Below are 17,657 nucleotides of genomic sequence, written 5' to 3'. Positions count from 1 at the left end.
CCCAGCTGCCATGTCCGACCTCGCCTCCCGCCTCGACAGTTTTCTCGCACGCCTTGAACAATGGTTGCMGCCCCAGCTGACCGATTCGGACTGGGAGCAGGCCGTCGCGTTTCGCTGGCGCAAGCGGCAAAGCCTGTTCGGCAACATCGGCTACCTGCAGGCGATCCGCCAGCTGCCGCCGATCCATCTCGACGACCTCAAGAACATCGAGCGCCAGAAGGACGCCATCGTCGCCAACACGCGCCAGTTCGTGCAGTGCCTGCCGGCCAACAATGTGTTGCTGACCGGTGCGCGCGGCACCGGCAAGTCGTCGCTGATCAAGGCCTGCCTCAACGCCTTCGTCAAGGACGGGCTGCGCCTGGTGGAAGTGGACAAGGATGACCTGGGCGACCTCGGCGATATCGTCGAGCAGCTGTCCGGCCGGCCCGAGCGCTTCGCCATCTTCTGCGACGACCTTTCCTTCGAGGAGGGCGAGTCGGGCTACAAGTCGCTGAAGTCGGCGCTCGACGGCTCGGTGGCGGCGCAGTCGGACAATGTGCTGATCTACGCCACCTCCAACCGCCGCCACCTGCTGCCCGAGTACATGAAGGACAACGAGACCTACCGCCACACCGACGACGGCGAGATCCATCCCGGCGAAGTGGTGGAAGAAAAGATCTCGCTGTCCGAGCGCTTCGGCCTGTGGCTGTCGTTCTACCCGCCCAAGCAGGACGAATACCTGGCCATCGTGGGCCATTGGCTCGGCCACTTCGGCTGCAGCGCCGAGGACGTTGCCGCGGCGCGCGGCGATGCGCTGGTATGGGCGCTGGAACGCGGCTCGCGCTCCGGCCGCGTGGCCTGGCAGTTCGCGCGCGACTGGGGCGGCAAGCATGGCAAGCCGTTCGTCGCCTCGCCGGAAGGCCAGGCATGAGCGAGACCGCGCAGGATGGCGCCGCGGCAGGCGCGGCACGGAAGGTGACCGAGGTAGCTGTCGGCGTGATGGTGCAGCCTGGCGGCCGCTTCCTGCTGGCGCAGCGCCCGGCCGGCAAGCCCTACGAAGGCTACTGGGAGTTTCCTGGTGGCAAGCTCGAGCCGGGCGAATCGGTGGAAGAAGCGCTGGCGCGCGAGTTGCACGAGGAACTCGGCATCGAGGTCTCGCAATGCGTGCGCTGGCATGTGCTCGAGCACGACTACCCGCACGCCTATGTGCGCCTGCATTTCTGCAAGGTCACGGCGTGGTCGGGCGAACTGGTAGGACGGGAGGGGCAGGCTTTTTCGTGGCAGTCGGCGCCGGTGGCCGTCGGGCCCTTGCTGCCGGCCACGGTGCCGGTGGTGGACTGGCTGGCCGAGGAAGGCAAGCGCTAGACATCAGGGCGGAGCCGCGGCTTGCGGCCCTCTTTGCCCTAGTCTTCGTCTTCTTCCTGTCCCGGGGCGGGATTCTCGCCGGGCTTGCCGCCGATCACGTACTTCTCCGAAGCCCACGCGCCCAGGTCGATCTGCTTGCAGCGCTCAGAGCAGAACGGACGGAATTTGTTCTCGGGTACCMAGGCCACGTCCTTGGCGCAGGTGGGGCATTTGACTGTTGCCATTGCTTCAGAAATTGCAGAGTTTGAGCAGGAAGGGAATGTCGGCATCGACCGAGCGCGGGCGCAGGTCGCCGTCCTGCTGCGTGAAACGGACCCACAGCATGTACTTGTTGGCGCTCATCTCCGGGATGAAGGCCAGCAGTGAGTCGTCCAGCAGCACCTGCATCAGCTGGTAGCTGCGGCCGGACAGCATCTGCTGGTAGCTGCCGCCGGTGGCGATCACCTTGCCGCTCTGGCCAGACTCGCGCAGCAGCCGCAGCACGGTGTTGGTGCCCATGCGCAGCGGCACCAGCGGACGCGCCCACTTGAGGATGTCCGAGCGGCGGTCGTCGGCGGGGCGGTGCTGCCAGGCGTAGTAGGCCGGCAGGTCGAATTCGCAGGTGCCGCCGGGGATGATGGCGCGGCTGCGGATGCTGGTCAGCCACTCGTTGTCGGTCAGCAGCTGGCCGGCCTTGCCCACCAGCTGGTTGAGCTGCGACATGGCCTGCTCAATCTCGCCGATGATCGCGTCCAGCGCGCCCTGGTCGATCTGCGGGTTGGCGCGCAACGCGGCCAGTGCCTGGCGCTGGCGCTCCAGTTCCTTGAGCAGGTCGGTCTTCAGGTCCGCGCGGCCGGCCACGTCGATGATCTCGAACAGTGTCGTCAGCGCCACGTGATGCTGCAGGGCGTGATCCTGGCCGAGGAAATAATCCAGGMGATCGAACAGGTCTTCCAGGCGCAGGAGGGTCCTGATGCGTTCGTTGAAAGGATATTCGTACAGAATCAAGTGATATGTCCGGGCAGCAGGGGCAGATTGGCAGGGAGTCGAAAGGACCGATCGGGGCGGACCCGCGATCCGGCCAGTATGCGGCCATTTCCCGCGTGTATCCAGCGCATTCTATGCGAGTCCGTGTATGGCGACAACGAAACGGCCGACTAAAGGTGCATCGCGCGCCACCGGGTATGGCCGGTGCTCAGCCGGGGGCGAGGCTGCGGTAGAGCCGGTCGAGCCGTTCCACTTGCGGGGCGAGGGCGTCGGCCGGGCCATCGTTGTCGACCACGTCGTCGGCACGGGCCAGGCGCTCGCCGCGTCGGGCCTGCCTGGCCATGATCGCCTCGACCTGTTCGCGCGTGAAGCCGTTGCGCGCCATCACGCGGGCCACCTGCGTGGCTTCGCTGCAGTCGACCACCAGCACACGGTCCACGCGCGCCGCCCATGAGCCAGACTCGACCAGCAACGGCACCACGTAGATGAGATAGGGATGCAGTGCCGCCGCACGGATGCTGGCGGCGCGGCTTTCGGTCAGCTGGCGGATCAGCGGATGGGTGATGCCTTCGAGCCGCGCCTTGGCGGCCGGGTCGGCAAACACCAGTTCGCGCATGGCGTTGCGGTCCATTGCGCCGTCCGCGCGCAGGCAGCCGGGGCCGAAGGCTTCGCGCAGCGCGGGAATGGCCAGGCCGCCCGGCGCGGTGATCTCGTGCGCGAGCAGGTCGGTGTCGATCAGGGCGGCGCCGCGCGCGGCGAACAGGTCCGCCACGCGGGTCTTGCCGGAGCCGATGCCTCCGGTCAGTCCGATTTGCAGCATGTCTATCTCGAGGCTTGCGTGGGTTGGCGGCGTGCCGGTCAGCCTGCGATGCCCAGCGGCAGCACATTGGCGCCGAAGAACAGCACCAGCATGCCGGCGCCGGCGATATAGGGGCCGAAGGCGAAATGCGTATCGCGATCCTGCCGGCGCAGCGCGATATTGGCAAGGGCGAATACCAGTCCCACCACTKACGACAGTAGTACCAGCGCCGGCAGCGCCTGCCAGCCGAACCAGCCGCCCAGCGCCGCCATCAGCTTGAAGTCGCCGTATCCCATGCCTTCCTTGCCGCGCAGCAGCTTGAACACCCAGTAGACCGTCCATAGCAGCAGGTAGCCCGCGGCCGCACCGATCACGGCATCGGCCAGCGGCGCGAACAGGCCACCCAGGTTCAGCAGCAGGCCCAGCCACAGCAGCGGCAGGGTGATCTGGTCCGGCAGCAACTGGGTGTCGGCGTCGATCAGGGTGAGGGCGATCAGGGCCCAGATCAGGGCGATGGCCGCCAGCGCCTGCCAGGTCGGCCCGAAGTGGGCGGCGGCCAGCGCGGTGAGCAGCGCGGTGCCGGCCTCGACCAGCGGATAGCGCTTGCCGATGGGCGCGCCGCAGGCCGAGCAGCGCCCGCGCAGCACCAGGTAGCTCAGCACCGGGATGTTCTCCAGCGCGCCGATCGCGTGGCCGCARTGCGGGCAGGCCGAGCGCGGCACCATCAGGTTATAGGTGTCGGGGTGGGGCAGCGGATCATCGCGCAGCGAGGCGATGTAGTTGGCCTCGTCGTACTCCATCATGCGCGGCAGGCGGTGCACCACCACATTGAGGAAGCTGCCGACCATCAGGCCGAGCAGCGCGGCGCCGGCAAGCAGGAACCCGGGCGGCAGCACCGCCAGCGTTTCGATGGCGTGCGCGGGCGCCGCCAGCGAGGAGATMGCGCCAGCGGCGCCGTCCGTCGAAAACAGCCACTGCATGCCTTAGACCACCTGTCCCAGTTTGAAGATCGGAAGATACATCGCCACCACCATGCCGCCGATCAGCACGCCCAGCACCACGATGATGAGCGGCTCGATCAGGCTGGAGATGGCGGCCACGGCGTCGTCCACCTCGCGCTCGTAGAACTCGGCCACCTTCAGCAGCATATTGTCCAGCGCGCCGGATTCCTCGCCGATCTGCGTCATCTGCAGGACCATGTTGTCGAACACATGGGTGGCCTGCATGGCGTTGGTCAGGCTGGTGCCGATGCGCACCGACTGCTCGATCTCCTTGGTGGCGTCGTAGTAGACCCAGTTGCCGGCGGCACCGGCCACGGATTCCATCGACTCCACCAGCGGCGTGCCGGCGGCGAACATGGTGGCCAGCGTGCGCGTCCAGCGCGCGATCACGGCCTTGCGGAACAGCGAGCCGAAGATCGGCAGCCTGAGCAGCATGCGGTCGCTGGCGCGCTGCACCTTCTCCKAGCGTTTCAGGCTGCGCACATAGAGCCCGATGCCGAAGATCGGCACGCCGATCACGATGTACCAGTTGTCGACGAAGAAGTCCGACATGGCGATCACGGCCAGGGTCGGCGCGGGCAGGTTGGCGCCGAAGCTCGAGAACACGCCCTTGAACGCCGGGATCACGAAGATCATCAGGATCACCGTCACGGCGAAGGCCACCGTCAGCACCGCGATCGGGTAGATCATGGCCGACTTGATCTGGCTTTTCAGCGCGATGGTCTTTTCCATATAGAGCGACAGGCGCTCCAGCAGGGCGTCGAGGATACCGCCCTGTTCGCCGGCATCGATCAGGTTGCAGTAGAGCGTGTCGAAATAGCGCGGGTGGCGGCGGAAGGCCTGCGCCATGCTGCTGCCGGATTCGATGTCGAAGCGGATCTCGGACAGCAGCTGGGTGAAGTTGGGGTTGGCGTGGCCGCGCGCGATGATGTCGATCGACTGCAGCAGCGGGATGCCGGCCTTGAGCATGGTCGAGAGCTGGCGCGTGAAGTACGCGATGTCCTTCTCGGTGATCTTGCGCCCGCGCGCGGCGCGCCGCTTCTTGAGCTTGACGACGGTGAGGCCCTGCTTGCGCAGCGTGGCGTTGACCTCGGCCTGGCTCTCGGCACGCAGCTCGCCCGAGAAGGCCTTGCCCTTGCGGTCCTTGCCTTCCCACTCGAAGATGTACTGCGTGGGCGCTTTACGCCCCGATTTCCCCTTGGGCGCAGCCGCCTTGCGAGCGGCGGCGGCTGGTGCGCGTGTCGCCATGATTGACCCCTAATGACATTCTTTGTTGTTTTACATATTGGTTGTGGCCAGCACTTCTTCCAGCGAGGTGACACCCAGTTTCACCTTCGCCAGGCCGGCTTCGCGCAACGATAGCACGCCATCGCGACGCGCCTGTTCGGCGATCTGCAACGCCGAGCCGTGCGCCAGGATGATCTGTTGCATGGCCTCGGTGATGGGCATTACCTGGTAGATGCCGCAGCGGCCCTTGTAGCCGCTGCCGTTGCAACGCTCGCACCCGACCGGGTGGTAAGGCTGCCAGCTACCGTCGAGATCCTGTTCCCGGAAGCCTGCATCGATCAGCACCTCGGGCGCCAGATCGCCGGGCCGCTTGCAGGTGCACAGGCGGCGCGCCAGCCGCTGCGCCGTGATCATGAGCACGCTCGAGGCGATGTTGAATGGCGCCACGCCCATGTTCATCAGGCGCGTGAGCRTGGTCGGCGCATCGTTGGTGTGCAAGGTGGAGAACACCAGGTGACCGGTCTGCGCGGCCTTGATCGAAATGTCGGCGGTTTCCAGGTCGCGGATTTCGCCGACCATGATGATGTCGGGATCCTGCCGCAGGAACGAGCGCAGCGCGGCGGCGAAGGTCAGGCCCGCCTTGTMGTTCACGTTGACCTGGTTGATGCCGGGCAACTGGATTTCCGCCGGATCCTCCGCCGTGGAAATATTGATGTCGTCCTGGTTGAGGCGGTTCAGGAAGGTGTACAGCGACACCGTCTTGCCGCTGCCGGTGGGGCCGGTTACCAGCACCATGCCGTAGGGACGCTTGATGACTTCCAGCAGCATCGCCTTCTGCGCCGGCTCGTAGCCGAGCTGGTCGATGTCCAGCTTGTCGGAGGACGACTCCAGGATCCGGATCACGATCTTCTCGCCGAACAGGGTCGGCAGCGTGGAGACGCGGAAGTCGATCGCCTTCTCCACGACTTCCTTCGCTTCCTTGCTGTCCTTGTCGGCGTTCTTGTCCTTGGGCAGCGCGATCAGCAGCTTCATGCGGCCGTCCTGCGGCACGCGCTTCTCGGAGATGTCCAGGCGCGACAGCACCTTGATGCGGGTGGCGATCTTGTCGCGGATGTCGAGCGGCGGGCGTGCCACTTCCTGCAGCACCCCGTCGACGCGAAAGCGGATCCGGTAGAAGGTCTCGAATGGCTCGAAGTGCAGGTCGGAGGCGCCGCGGTGGAAGGCTTCGGTCAGCAGCTTATGGAGGAAGCGCACCACCGGCGCGTCGTCGATATCGCCTGCGGTCTTGTTGCGCAGCGCGGCGGCGGAAGCGACCGGGTCGTACTCGATCCTCTTCTGCTCAGCCTGCACCGGCGTGAGCGACTTGAGCGTGCCGCCGCTGTCGTCGCTGGCCGAGCGCACATATTGCATGAGCTTGTCGTGCTCGACCACGACCGCATCCACCGGCAGGTTGTACTTCTGCTTGATGGCGTCGAGTCCGGCCTGGTTGCCCGGGTCGGACAGCGCCAGCAACAGCCGGTTCTCGCGCCGGCCCAGCGGCAGCAGCCGGTGCGCGTGGAACTCGCGGTTGCCCGCCAGCGTCGGCGGCACCTTGTTGAGGTTGTACTGATTCAGATCGATCAGCGGCAGCTKATATTTATCAGCCGCGAAGATCGCCACATCATGTGCAGTCATGGTGCCGCTGGCGATGATCTCGTCGATCAGCTGCGACTTTTTTTCTCGTGCCGACTGTTCAAGCTGGGCGAGCAGGGCCGGCGCGATGCGCCGGCTCTGTGCAAGAGCTAGACCAAGTGTCATGGCAAAAAACTAACGGCCGGCAAGCGACCGAAGGACCCCGAATCGGGGCAGTTTGCCGGCGGGGTCACTTTTTGTAAAGGCGAGGCKGGACCGGCGTTGGCGTTTGCGCGACACGGGCGCAACCCTACTTGCGCGGGGGGAGGGCAGGCTGGCCGGGAAATCGATGGCGCCGAATAAAGGCGCGCCAGACGGGGGCCAGACGAAAAAAAGCCGCACATTGCTGTGCGGCTTTTTCTCTTACGGTCTTGTCGACCGTGAAACTGGTCGGGGTGAGAGGATTCGAACCTCCGGCCTCTACGTCCCGAACGTAGCGCTCTACCAGGCTAAGCTACACCCCGTTTTGTTTTTATCGCCGCGCCAGAAATATTGTTGCTGCGAGAAAGAACAAAAGTTTAGCAGCCTTTTTTCCGCTTGGGAAGGGGTAGCTGCGCATTCCGTGTGTTCCGCGTTCAGGACTGGCGTTGCAGCGAGAACGCGCACAGGTCGATGAGCGTCTGCTTCAGCGGCGATTCGGGGAACAGCCGGGCGGCTTTCTCCGCCGCCTCGGCCTCGCGCTGCGCGGCCTGGAAGGTGACTTCCAGCGCGCCGCAGTCGTGGATCGCCGCGAATACGGCATCGAAGTGCTCGGTGCCGCCCTGCAGGATGGCTTCGCGGGCGAGCGTGCGCTGCTGGGCGGTGCCATGCTCCATCAGATGCAGCAGCGGCAGGGTGGGCTTGCCCTCGCGCAGGTCGTCGCCGGCGTTCTTGCCCATCTGCTCGGCGCTGGCGGTGTAGTCCAGCATGTCGTCGATCAGCTGGAAGGCGGTGCCGATGCGGCGGCCGTATTCGGCGGCGGCTTCCTCGGTGGCGGCGTCGGCGCCGGCCAGCACGGCGCCGAGCTGGGCCGAGGCCTCGAACAACTTGGCCGTCTTGTAGCGGATCACCTGCAGGTAGCGCTCCACGGTGACGTCGGGGTCATGCATGTTCAGCAACTGCAGGACCTCGCCTTCGGCGATCACGTTGGTGGCGTTGGAGAGAATCTCCATGATGCGCATGCTGCCGGCGTCCACCATCATCTGGAAGGCGCGCGAGTAGAGGAAGTCGCCGACCAGCACGCTGGCGGCGTTGCCGAACACCGCATTGGCGGTCTCGCGGCCGCGGCGCAGCTCGGACTCGTCGACGACATCGTCGTGCAGCAGGGTGGCGGTGTGGATGAACTCCACCACCGCGGCCAGGTCGTGGTGACGATGGCCGTCGTAGCCGAAGGCCCGCGCGGACAGCAGCAGGATCACGGGGCGCAGGCGTTTGCCGCCCGCGCTGATGATGTACTCGCCGATCTGTTCGATCAGCGGCACTTCCGAAGCGAGGCGCTGGCGGATAACCGAATCAACGGCGCGCATGTCGGCAGCGACCGGGGCAAGCAAGGCAGTGGCGGAAGACTGGGACAAGATGTTCACCGTTACGCAAAACCCGCCGATTATAAGCGATGCGGGTGTATGTATGTCCCCTGAACGGGGGGTGCCGCCACGTCGCAGGMGGCTTGCTGCCCGCGGGCCAGCGGGTCCGGCGAGCCGCCCCGCGGCCTATAATGCGGGCATGACCGATCGAGATGCCGCTTCGCGCCGCCGGCTGCGGCGCACCGCCTGGTGGGCCGCCTTCGCCGCATTGGCGGGGTTCCTGCTGGCCGACCTGATCTGAGCCGCCACCTCCCGCTCGCCGGCACAATGTGCGCCCGGCGGCGCCGGGCTAGCTATGTGCCTGTTTTCTTTGTACTTTTCCCGGATCTCATATAGAATCACGGGTTTCCTCCGGCCGCTTTGCGTTGTTTGCGGTTGCGCCGGCGGGAGATAACCGGCGCCAATTGGGCTGTCCGGGCTGCCGGCTTCATMCCGCACCACGCGGGGCGAACGGGCGCCAGGGCAAGCTGGCATTGGCTTTCGGCGTTTTATTTCACATCGAGAGGTTCGACAATGTACGCGGTCGTAAAAACCGGCGGCAAGCAATATAAGGTTGCTGCTGGCGAAAAACTTAAAGTAGAACAGATACCGGCAGACATTGGCGCAGAAATCACGCTCGACCAGGTGCTCGCAGTGGGCGCAGGCGACCAAATCAAATTTGGCACGCCGCTGGTTAGCGGGGCTTCCGTCAAGGCTACCGTTATCTCCCAAGGTCGTCACGATAAAGTGAAGATCTTCAAGATGCGCCGTCGCAAGCACTATCAAAAGCGTCAGGGCCATCGTCAAAATTACACCGAGCTGCGCATCGAAGCGATCGTTGCCTGAGCCTTGCTCAGCGATCATCGAAATCAAGCGTAACTAGGTAAAGTAAAAGCGACAGGAGTTAGTCATGGCACAGAAAAAGGGCGGCGGTTCCACACGGAACGGCCGCGATTCCGAATCGAAGCGTCTGGGCGTCAAGGTGTTTGGTGGCCAGGCCATCAACGCCGGCAGCATCATCGTGCGTCAGCGCGGTACCCGCGTGCACCCGGGCGAGAACGTTGGCATTGGCAAGGACCACACCCTCTTTGCCCTGGTCGACGGTCACGTGCAGTTCGCCGTCAAGGGCGCTGCCAAGAAGCAGCAGGTCAGCGTCGTTCCGGCAGCCTGATCACCGCCTTTGCAGCACGAAGGCCCCGCAGTACTTGCGGGGCTTTTTCATTTCTGGCGACAATGACATCGTCGCCATTCGCCGCGCCCGTGTCTCCTGCCATCCCGGCCGGACGCACGTCTTGCGGCCGCTCCACCACGGAAGGTCATCATGAAGTTCATCGACGAAGCCAGAATTGAAGTCATTGCCGGCAATGGCGGCAACGGCAGCGCATCGATGCGGCGCGAGAAGTTCGTGCCTTTCGGCGGCCCGGACGGTGGCGATGGCGGCCGTGGCGGCAGCGTGTTCGCAGTGGCGGACCGCAACATCAACACCCTGATCGATTTCCGCTACGCCAAGAAGCATGTGGCGCGCAACGGCGAGAACGGCCGCGGCGCGGACTGCTACGGCGCGGGCGGCGAGGACGTGACGCTGCGCATGCCGGTCGGCACGCAGATCCTGGACATGGATACCGGCGACCTGATCGCCGACCTGACCGAGCACGGCCAGACCGTCTGCCTGGCCGAGGGCGGCATGGGCGGCTGGGGCAACCTGCACTTCAAGTCCAGCACCAACCGCGCGCCACGCCAGCAGGTGGACGGCAAGCCGGGCGAGCGCCGCATGATCAAGCTCGAACTGAAAGTGCTGGCCGACGTTGGCCTGCTGGGCATGCCCAACGCCGGCAARTCGACGCTGATCTCGCATATTTCCAACGCGCGCCCGAAGGTGGCCGACTACCCCTTCACCACGCTGCATCCCAACCTGGGCGTGGTGCGGGTCGACCACGAGCAGTCCTTCGTGGTGGCCGACATCCCCGGCCTKATCGAAGGCGCGGCCGAGGGCGCCGGACTGGGCCACCAGTTCCTGCGTCACTTGCAGCGCACCGGGCTGCTGCTGCATATCGTCGACCTGGCGCCGTTCGACGAGAACGTGGATCCGGTGGCGGAAGCGCGCGCCATTGTCAACGAGCTGAAGAAATACGACGAGAGCCTCTACGACAAGCCGCGCTGGCTGGTGCTCAACAAGCTCGACGTGGTGCCCGAGGAAGAGCGCGAAAAGCGCGCGAAGGACTTCGTCAAGCGCTACAAATGGAAGGGCCCGGTGTTCCGCATCTCCGCCCTGACCGGCGAAGGCTGCCGCGAGCTGATCTACGCGATCAAGGACCACCTCGCCGCGATCAAGGCCGAGGAAGCGGCTGCACTCGAGGAACCGGACATCCGTTTCGACGAGCGCCTGCACAATATCGACCAGGGCGGCAACGCGCAGGACTGAGCCAGGCGCGGCCCGCCACTGACAATAACGGCATCACCCAGGAAGTACCCAGGAGACAGGATCCCGCCATGCAATCGGTCATCGCCCAGGCAAAACGTATCGTCGTGAAGGTCGGGTCCAGCCTGGTGACCAACGACGGCAAGGGGCTCGATCACGACGCCATCGCGCGCTGGGCGGCCCAGATCGCCAAGCTGCGCATGGCCGGCAAGGAAGTCGTGCTGGTCAGCTCCGGCGCCATTGCCGAGGKCATGCAGCGCCTGGGCTGGGTGCGGCGCCCCAAGGAAATCCACGAATTGCAGGCCGCCGCCGCGGTGGGCCAGATGGGGCTCGCGCAGGTCTACGAAAGCCAGTTCGGCCGCTACGGCATCCGCACCGCGCAGGTGCTGCTGACCCACGCCGACCTGGCCGACCGCGAGCGCTACCTCAATGCGCGCTCGACCCTGCTGACCCTGCTGTCGCTCGGCGTAGTGCCCATCATCAACGAGAACGACACCGTGGTCACCGACGAAATCAAGTTCGGCGACAACGACACCCTCGGCGCGCTGGTCACCAACCTGATCGAGGGCGATGCGCTGGTGATCCTGACCGACCAGCGCGGCCTGTACACCGCCGACCCGCGCCGCGACCCGCAGGCCGCCTTCGTGGACGAGGCGCTGGCCGGCGCGCCGGAACTCGAGGCCATGGCCGGCGGCGCCGGCACCTCGATCGGGCGCGGCGGCATGCTGACCAAGATCCTGGCCGCCAAGCGCGCCGCCAAGTCGGGCGCGCATACCGTGATCGCCTCGGGGCGCGAAGCCAATGTGCTGGAGCGGCTGGCCGGCGGCGAAGGCATCGGCACCCAGCTGCTGGCGCCGACGGGCCGCCTGAACGCGCGCAAGCAATGGATGGCCGATCACCTGCAGATGCGCGGGCGCGTGGTAATCGACGCCGGCGCKGTCGAAAAGCTCACCAGCGGCGGCAAATCGCTGCTGCCGATCGGCGTGGTGGAGGTGGAAGGTGAATTCGCGCGCGGCGAGGTCATCGCCTGCGTCGACGCGGGCGGGCGCGAAGTGGCGCGCGGCATCACCAACTACTCCAGCGCCGAGGCCCGCCTGATCGCCCGCAAGCCGTCCTCGGAGATCGAGCGCGTGCTGGGCCACCAGAACGAGCACGAACTGATCCATCGGGACAACCTCGTGCTGGTCTGAGGGGGCGGGCGGGGCAAGCAAAAAGGGCTGCACATCGTGCAGCCCTTTTTGCTTCGCACCGGCGCGTGGCCGGCGCGTGTCAGCGCACGTTCAGGCTCTTGCGCGGCGCTTCGCCACGCAGTTGCTTGACGATGTCCTGTGCCTTGCCGGACGCGGAGCGTCCTTCGCAGAAGAAATMGGTGGCCAGCGCGCCGGCGTAGTTGTTGCGCACGCCGTTGACGATGCGGATCCAGCCGTCGCGGTCGTCGCTGCCGTTGCGCACCCATTCCTTGGCACCCTTGGGCAGCGTGGCGAACAGCTTGCGCTCGTACGAATCGCAGCGCAGGCCCTCGAAGCTGGTGGTGCGCACGCCGCTCGGGCCGGTGATGACCACGGTGTAGCGCACGGCGCCGTCCACGCCGACCGAAATCGACTTGGCATCCACCCAGAAGTTGAAGTTGCCGGTCGGGCTGACTTCGAACGGGATCAGGTCGGCGTCCTGCGGCGGCGCCGGCAGCTGGGTCGCGACCTCGTTGAACTGGCGCGGGCCGAACGGATCGAGCAGGCTGAATTCCTTCTTGGGCRTGTAGTCCTCTTGGTCGGCGTCCGGATCCACCTTGGTGTAGGTGGGGGCGCTGCCGCAGCCGGCCAGGCCCAGGGACAACATTGCCGCCAGCAGGCAGGCGGCGGGCAGCCGGGCGCGCAAGCCCCGGCCGGCAGATTCAATCATCGGTACTCCGTTCTGTGGACGCCGGGTCGGCCGGCGATGTTGCGCCCTGTTCGTGGGCGTGGTGGTCCTGGTTGCCGTGCGCCAGGTGGGCGATGCCGTCGGCATGTGCGTCRGGTGTCGCGTAGGCAGATCCCGGGCGCGCCGGCAAATGCCTGCCGTGCGCGCCATGCGTGCCGTAAGGGCTCAGTGGCGCGCGGGTATTGCGCTGCAGGAAGCGGGACAACTCGTTCAGCGCGAGCTGGTACACCTCGCGCTTGAACTCGATGACCGCATCGAGCGGCACCCAGTAGTGGCTCCAGCGCCAGGCATCGAACTCCGGGTGGTCGGTGGCACGCAGGCGGATGTMGCAATCGCGGCCCGCCATGCGCAACAGAAACCAGATTTGCTTCTGTCCCCTGTAATGGCCGCGGATTTCGCGGCGGATGAACTTGTCCGGCACCTCATAACGCARCCAGTCGCGCGTGCGACCGACAATCCTGACATGCTCGGGCAGCAGACCGACTTCTTCATGTAGCTCGCGGTACATCGCCTGTTCCGGCGTTTCGCCGTATTTGATGCCGCCTTGAGGAAACTGCCACGAATGTTCGCCGATACGCTTGCCCCAGAACACCTCGTTCCGTGCGTTGATGAGGATGATGCCGACGTTCGGGCGAAAGCCTTCACGATCGAGCATGACTGCACCTCGAATCCTTTAGAATTACGTCGATTATAAAKGAAGCGCGTAATGCGGCTTTATGCAACGGGGTGCTGGTTTTCCCCGAGCAAAAAGCGCTGTTTCAGGCGCACGCGCGCAACGGATTCGCGCCATCCTCCGCCCGCGGCTTGCKGCAGCGGACATGGCCTCACGAGAAAGCAACGGATGAAAGCCTCGCAATTCTTCATTTCCAYCCTCAAGGAAGCCCCTTCCGACGCGGAAATCGTCTCGCACAAGCTGATGATGCGCGCCGGCATGATCAAGAAGCTCGGCGCCGGCATCTATAACTACATGCCGGTGGGCCTGCGGGTGATCCGCAAGGTGGAAAACATYGTGCGCGAGGAAATGAACCGCGCCGGCGCGGTCGAGCTGTCGATGCCGGTGATCCAGCCGGCCGAGCTGTGGCAGGAAACCGGCCGCTGGGACAAGATGGGGCCCGAGCTGCTGCGCCTGAAGGACCGCAACGAACGCGATTTCGCCGTGCAGCCCACCTCCGAGGAGGTGGTCACCGACATCGCCCGCAGCGAAATCCGCAGCTACAAGCAGCTGCCGGTCAATTTCTACCAGATCCAGACCAAGTTCCGCGACGAGCGCCGGCCGCGCTTCGGCATCATGCGCGGGCGCGAGTTCACCATGAAGGATGCCTATTCCTTCKACCGCGACACGGCCGGGCTCAAGGTGTCCTACGACAAGATGTTCGACGCCTATGTGCGCATCTTCCAGCGCTTCGGCCTGGAGTTCCGCGCCGTGGCGGCGGACAACGGCGCCATCGGCGGCTCCGGCTCGCATGAGTTCCACGTCATCGCCGACACCGGCGAGGATGCCATCGTCTATTGCCCCACCTCGGACTACGCCGCCAACATGGAAGCGGCCGAGGCCCTGCCGCTGCTGGCCCAGCGCGCCGCGCCGGCGCAAGACATGGTGAATACGCCCACCCCGGGCAAGGCCAAGTGCGAGCACGTGGCAGAACTGCTGGGCATCCCGCTGGCGCGCACGATCAAGTCGCTCGTGCTGGCCACCGACGGCGAGGCCGGCGCGCAGATCTGGCTGCTGCTGCTGCGCGGCGACCACGAGCTCAACGAGGTCAAGGCTTCCAAGGTACAAGGCCTGGCCGAGTTCCGCTTCGCCACSGAGGCCGAGATCGTCGAGACCTTCGGCACGCCGCCGGGCTACCTGGGCCCGATCGGCGCCAAGAAGCCCATCAAGGTGGTGGCGGACCGCACCGTTGCCAATATGAGCGACTTCGTCTGCGGCGCCAATGAAAAGGACTATCACCTGACCGGCGTGAACTGGGGCCGCGACCTGCCGGAACCGCTCGTCGCCGACCTGCGCAACGTGGTGGCCGGCGACGCCTCGCCGGACGGCAAGGGCACGCTGGAAATCTGCCGCGGCATCGAGGTGGGCCATGTGTTCATGCTCGGCACGCGCTATTCCGAGTCGATGGGCGCCACCTTCCTGGACGAGAACGGCAAGACCCAGCCGATGCAGATGGGCTGCTATGGCATCGGCGTGACCCGCATCCTGGGTGCGGCCATCGAGCAGAACTTCGACGAGCGCGGCATCATCTGGCCGGCCGCCATCGCCCCGTTCGCGGTKGTGATCTGCCCGGTTGGCTATGACCGTTCCGAGGCCGTGAAGGCCGAAGCCGACCGCATCCACGCCGAACTGCTGGCAGCCGGCGTCGATGTGATCCTGGACGACCGCGGCGAACGCCCCGGCGCCATGTTCGCCGACTGGGAGCTGATCGGCGTGCCGCACCGCGTGGTGGTGGGCGACCGTGGCCTGAAGGAAGGCCGCGTCGAATACCAGGGGCGGCGCGACGCCGAGGCCACGCAACTGCCGCTGGCGGACGTGGTCGGGCACGTGCGCGGCCTGCTGTCCGCCTGAGCCCATGCGCGCCCCGGGCCGCAGCCTTGGCGCTCGCTGCCGTCATCTGCGCCTGKCGCAGGCCGGCGCGGCTTTGCTGCTTGTGCTCAGCGCGGCTGCGCATGCGGGCGCCCAGAAGGAAGAAGACCTGGCCGACTCCGTGCGCGGCGCGCTGGCCGCGGCCATCGCCGACAGCCGCCCGCTGCGCCCGGCTTTCGCCACCGGCGGCGAGCAGCTGGCCTACGTGAAATGGCTGGAGGAGATGTCGCACCGGCTCGCCGCGCGCATCCCCGAGCCGCAGGTGCGCATCGAGCTGATCGAGACCGCCTACTACGAGGCCAAGCGTGCCGGCCTGGAACCTTCGCTGGTGCTCGGGCTGGTGCAGGTCGAGAGCAATTTCCGCAAGTACGCGATCAGCGGGGCAGGCGCGCGCGGGCTGATGCAGGTCATGCCGTTCTGGTCGCGCAGCATCGGCGACGGCGATGCGCGCAAGCTGTTCCACCTGCAGAGCAACCTGCGCTACGGCTGCACCATCCTGCGCCATTACCTGGACCGCGAGCAGGGCGACCTGTTCCTGGCGCTGGGGCGCTATAACGGCAGCCGCGGCCGGCCCGARTATCCCCATGCGGTGCTGGCGGCGTGGAAGCGCTGGCAGTATTCCGAGGCCACCGTGACCGTGGCCGGCGAAGCCGATCCCGGCACGGCGGCGCGCGCGCGCGCGCTGCCGCCGGAGGCGCCATCGCGTAATCMGTTCTCGCCGCAGCGGCTGGCCAATCCCTCATGAGCACGCCTGGCACGACCGGTGGCGGCAGCGGCGCCGGCAAGCCCGGCTACGCCAGTTCCTCGCCGGACCTMGAGCGCTGGCTGCAGCGCCATATCGCGCAAGGCTTCGGTGCCGAAGCGCTGGTGCAGTCGATGTGCCAGTCGGGCTACGATCCCGCCTTCGCGCGGACCACGGTGGGTGTCGCGCTGGCGGCGACGCGCGGCGTGGCCCGGGGCGAGAGCGCCGGGGGCGAAACGGACACCGGCCAGTCCGCCGGCAAGMCGCAACCTCCTGCCGAGGCCCGCGATCGCGCCGCCAATTTCCCCGCCCGCAACGCCGCGCACCATGCCGGGCGCGACATCCCGATCCTGTTCGCGCTGTCCGCGCCGCGCGTGGTGCTGTTCCAGCAATTGCTGACCGATGCCGATTGCGACGCCCTGGTGGCGCTGGCGCGCGGCCGCCTGGCGCGCTCGCCGGTGATCAACCCCGACACCGGCGACGAGAACCTGATCGATGCGCGCACCAGCATGGGGGCGATGTTCCAGGTGGGCGAGCATCCGCTGATCGAGCGCATCGAGGACTGCATCGCCACCGTGACCGGCATTGCCGCGGAGCGCGGCGAGGGCCTGCAGATCCTCAACTACAAGCCCGGCGGCGAGTACCAGCCACACTACGATTTCTTCAATCCGCAGCGCCCCGGCGAGGCGCGCCAGCTCAGGGTGGGCGGGCAGCGCATCGCCACGCTCGTGATCTATCTCAACAGCCCGCCCGCGGGCGGCGCCACCGGTTTCCCCAAGCTCGGCCTCGAGGTGGCGCCGGTGAAGGGCAACGCGGTCTATTTCAGCTACCGCAAGTCCGACGGCACGCTGGACGAGCGCACCCTGCACGCCGGCCTGCCGGTCGAGGAAGGCGAGAAATGGATCGCCACCAAATGGCTGCGCGAGCGGCCCTACCGGACCGGGTGATGCCCCGGGCGATCTACCGGACGGCGCAAGGGCCGGCGGGCATGCAGCCCGGTCGCTACTGGTCCGACCCGGCCATGCCCTTCGTCGAAAGCCGCTGCGCCAGCGACAGCGGCGCGGCCTACCTGCCGCATACCCATCCCACCCTGTCGATCKGCGCCGTCGACGGCGGCCACAGCATGTTCAGCACACAGGCGGGAGCGGTGCGCCTGTCGCCGGGTGACGTGGTKGTCATCCCGGCCGGGCAGGTACACGCGTGCAACCCGGCGCCGGATGGGTGCTKGAGCTACCAGATGCTGCACATCGACCCGGCATGGGCGGCCGCGGCGCTGGCCGCAGGCGGCGTGGCGCCTKCTTTGCCGGCGGCGCTGGCGCGCGTGCGCGTCACCAGCGCCGCCGACACCTACGCGGGCCTGTGCGCGCTMAACCGCCTGCTGTTCTCGGCGGCGCCGGGCGCCCGCAAGGAAGCCGCGCTGGCCGGGTTTGTCGCGGCGCTGTTCGGCGG

At 66.5% G+C, this 17,657-nt stretch carries 19 protein-coding genes and 1 tRNA gene; 10 read left to right on the top strand and 10 right to left on the bottom strand.

The features are described 5' to 3' along the window. Positions 1 to 10 precede the first annotated feature (10 nt). The gene (locus tag AC1DKV_RS26345; protein WP_477138332.1) at positions 11 to 910 is read left to right on the top strand and encodes an ATP-binding protein; all 900 of its coding nucleotides are present in this window, start codon (positions 11 to 13) and stop codon (positions 908 to 910) included. Then, positions 907 to 1,344 (top strand): NUDIX domain-containing protein, encoded by a 438-nt coding sequence (locus AC1DKV_RS26340; protein ID WP_441617849.1) that lies wholly within the window; start codon positions 907 to 909, stop codon positions 1,342 to 1,344. The genes AC1DKV_RS26345 and AC1DKV_RS26340 overlap by 4 nt, the downstream gene beginning before the upstream one ends. A gap of 38 nt (positions 1,345 to 1,382) precedes the next feature. On the opposite strand, the gene AC1DKV_RS26335 is transcribed toward AC1DKV_RS26340, so the two are convergent. From AC1DKV_RS26335 to ispB, 8 genes are all read right to left on the bottom strand, one after another. After that, entirely contained in the window at positions 1,383 to 1,568 is a 186-nt protein-coding gene (locus AC1DKV_RS26335; RefSeq protein WP_477138331.1) for a DNA gyrase inhibitor YacG, read from the bottom strand. Between the two features lie 4 nt (positions 1,569 to 1,572). Beyond that, positions 1,573 to 2,331 carry a cell division protein ZapD gene (gene zapD, locus AC1DKV_RS26330; RefSeq protein ID WP_477138330.1) on the bottom strand — a complete coding sequence of 253 codons (759 nt, stop codon included), beginning with the start codon at positions 2,329 to 2,331 and terminating at the stop codon, positions 1,573 to 1,575. A gap of 187 nt (positions 2,332 to 2,518) precedes the next feature. Continuing rightward, a complete protein-coding gene (coaE, locus tag AC1DKV_RS26325; RefSeq protein WP_441617843.1) occupies positions 2,519 to 3,130 on the bottom strand; it encodes a dephospho-CoA kinase in 612 nt (203 codons plus the stop codon). A 38-nt stretch (positions 3,131 to 3,168) separates the two neighbouring features. Continuing rightward, complete coding sequence (locus AC1DKV_RS26320; RefSeq protein WP_477138329.1) at positions 3,169 to 4,089, bottom strand: prepilin peptidase; 921 nt, start codon at positions 4,087 to 4,089, stop codon at positions 3,169 to 3,171. Between the two features lie 3 nt (positions 4,090 to 4,092). After that, the gene (locus AC1DKV_RS26315; protein WP_477138328.1) at positions 4,093 to 5,358 is read right to left on the bottom strand and encodes a type II secretion system F family protein; all 1,266 of its coding nucleotides are present in this window, start codon (positions 5,356 to 5,358) and stop codon (positions 4,093 to 4,095) included. A gap of 30 nt (positions 5,359 to 5,388) precedes the next feature. Beyond that, complete coding sequence (gene pilB, locus AC1DKV_RS26310) at positions 5,389 to 7,134, bottom strand: type IV-A pilus assembly ATPase PilB (protein WP_477138327.1); 1,746 nt, start codon at positions 7,132 to 7,134, stop codon at positions 5,389 to 5,391. A gap of 261 nt (positions 7,135 to 7,395) precedes the next feature. After that, a tRNA-Pro gene (locus AC1DKV_RS26305) sits at positions 7,396 to 7,472 on the bottom strand. 111 nt (positions 7,473 to 7,583) lie between these two features. Beyond that, entirely contained in the window at positions 7,584 to 8,513 is a 930-nt protein-coding gene (gene ispB / locus AC1DKV_RS26300; RefSeq protein WP_441617925.1) for an octaprenyl diphosphate synthase, read from the bottom strand. Positions 8,514 to 9,083: 570 nt separating this feature from the next. Here ispB and rplU point away from each other — a divergent pair. The 4 genes from rplU (at position 9,084) to proB (ending at position 12,158) form a co-directional block, all read left to right on the top strand. After that, positions 9,084 to 9,395, top strand: a complete 312-nt coding sequence (rplU, locus tag AC1DKV_RS26295) for a 50S ribosomal protein L21 (RefSeq protein ID WP_006576525.1) — start codon at positions 9,084 to 9,086, stop codon at positions 9,393 to 9,395. Between the two features lie 64 nt (positions 9,396 to 9,459). Beyond that, entirely contained in the window at positions 9,460 to 9,720 is a 261-nt protein-coding gene (gene rpmA, locus AC1DKV_RS26290) for a 50S ribosomal protein L27 (protein ID WP_441617834.1), read from the top strand. Between the two features lie 150 nt (positions 9,721 to 9,870). After that, complete coding sequence (obgE, locus tag AC1DKV_RS26285; RefSeq protein WP_441617832.1) at positions 9,871 to 10,971, top strand: GTPase ObgE; 1,101 nt, start codon at positions 9,871 to 9,873, stop codon at positions 10,969 to 10,971. Between the two features lie 68 nt (positions 10,972 to 11,039). After that, entirely contained in the window at positions 11,040 to 12,158 is a 1,119-nt protein-coding gene (gene proB, locus AC1DKV_RS26280) for a glutamate 5-kinase (RefSeq protein ID WP_477138326.1), read from the top strand. 79 nt (positions 12,159 to 12,237) lie between these two features. On the opposite strand, the gene AC1DKV_RS26275 is transcribed toward proB, so the two are convergent. Both AC1DKV_RS26275 and AC1DKV_RS26270 read right to left on the bottom strand, forming a co-directional pair. Then, positions 12,238 to 12,867, bottom strand: coding sequence for a CNP1-like family protein (locus AC1DKV_RS26275; RefSeq protein WP_477138325.1), 630 nt, complete (start codon positions 12,865 to 12,867; stop codon positions 12,238 to 12,240). Continuing rightward, complete coding sequence (locus AC1DKV_RS26270) at positions 12,860 to 13,540, bottom strand: RNA pyrophosphohydrolase (RefSeq protein WP_477138324.1); 681 nt, start codon at positions 13,538 to 13,540, stop codon at positions 12,860 to 12,862. Before AC1DKV_RS26270 ends, AC1DKV_RS26275 begins: the two co-directional genes overlap by 8 nt. Positions 13,541 to 13,726: 186 nt before the next feature. Here AC1DKV_RS26270 and AC1DKV_RS26265 point away from each other — a divergent pair, with 186 nt between their 5' ends. The 4 genes from AC1DKV_RS26265 to AC1DKV_RS26250 form a co-directional block, all read left to right on the top strand. Next, positions 13,727 to 15,448, top strand: a complete 1,722-nt coding sequence (locus AC1DKV_RS26265) for a proline--tRNA ligase (RefSeq protein ID WP_477138323.1) — start codon at positions 13,727 to 13,729, stop codon at positions 15,446 to 15,448. Positions 15,449 to 15,452: 4 nt separating this feature from the next. Then, positions 15,453 to 16,211: a lytic transglycosylase domain-containing protein gene (locus AC1DKV_RS26260; RefSeq protein ID WP_477138322.1), complete on the top strand. Its 759-nt coding sequence runs from the start codon at positions 15,453 to 15,455 to the stop codon at positions 16,209 to 16,211. Further along, complete coding sequence (locus AC1DKV_RS26255; protein ID WP_477138321.1) at positions 16,208 to 17,155, top strand: 2OG-Fe(II) oxygenase; 948 nt, start codon at positions 16,208 to 16,210, stop codon at positions 17,153 to 17,155. Before AC1DKV_RS26260 ends, AC1DKV_RS26255 begins: the two co-directional genes overlap by 4 nt. Further along, the coding region (locus tag AC1DKV_RS26250; protein ID WP_477138320.1) for an AraC family ligand binding domain-containing protein at positions 17,155 to 17,657 on the top strand (503 nt) is incomplete at its 3' end. The genes AC1DKV_RS26255 and AC1DKV_RS26250, both read left to right, overlap by 1 nt.

This window comes from Cupriavidus sp. 05T41 (assembly GCF_056396525.1).
The sequence above is the reverse complement of the archived record's forward strand: the minus strand, read 5'-3'. Positions and strand labels throughout refer to the sequence as shown.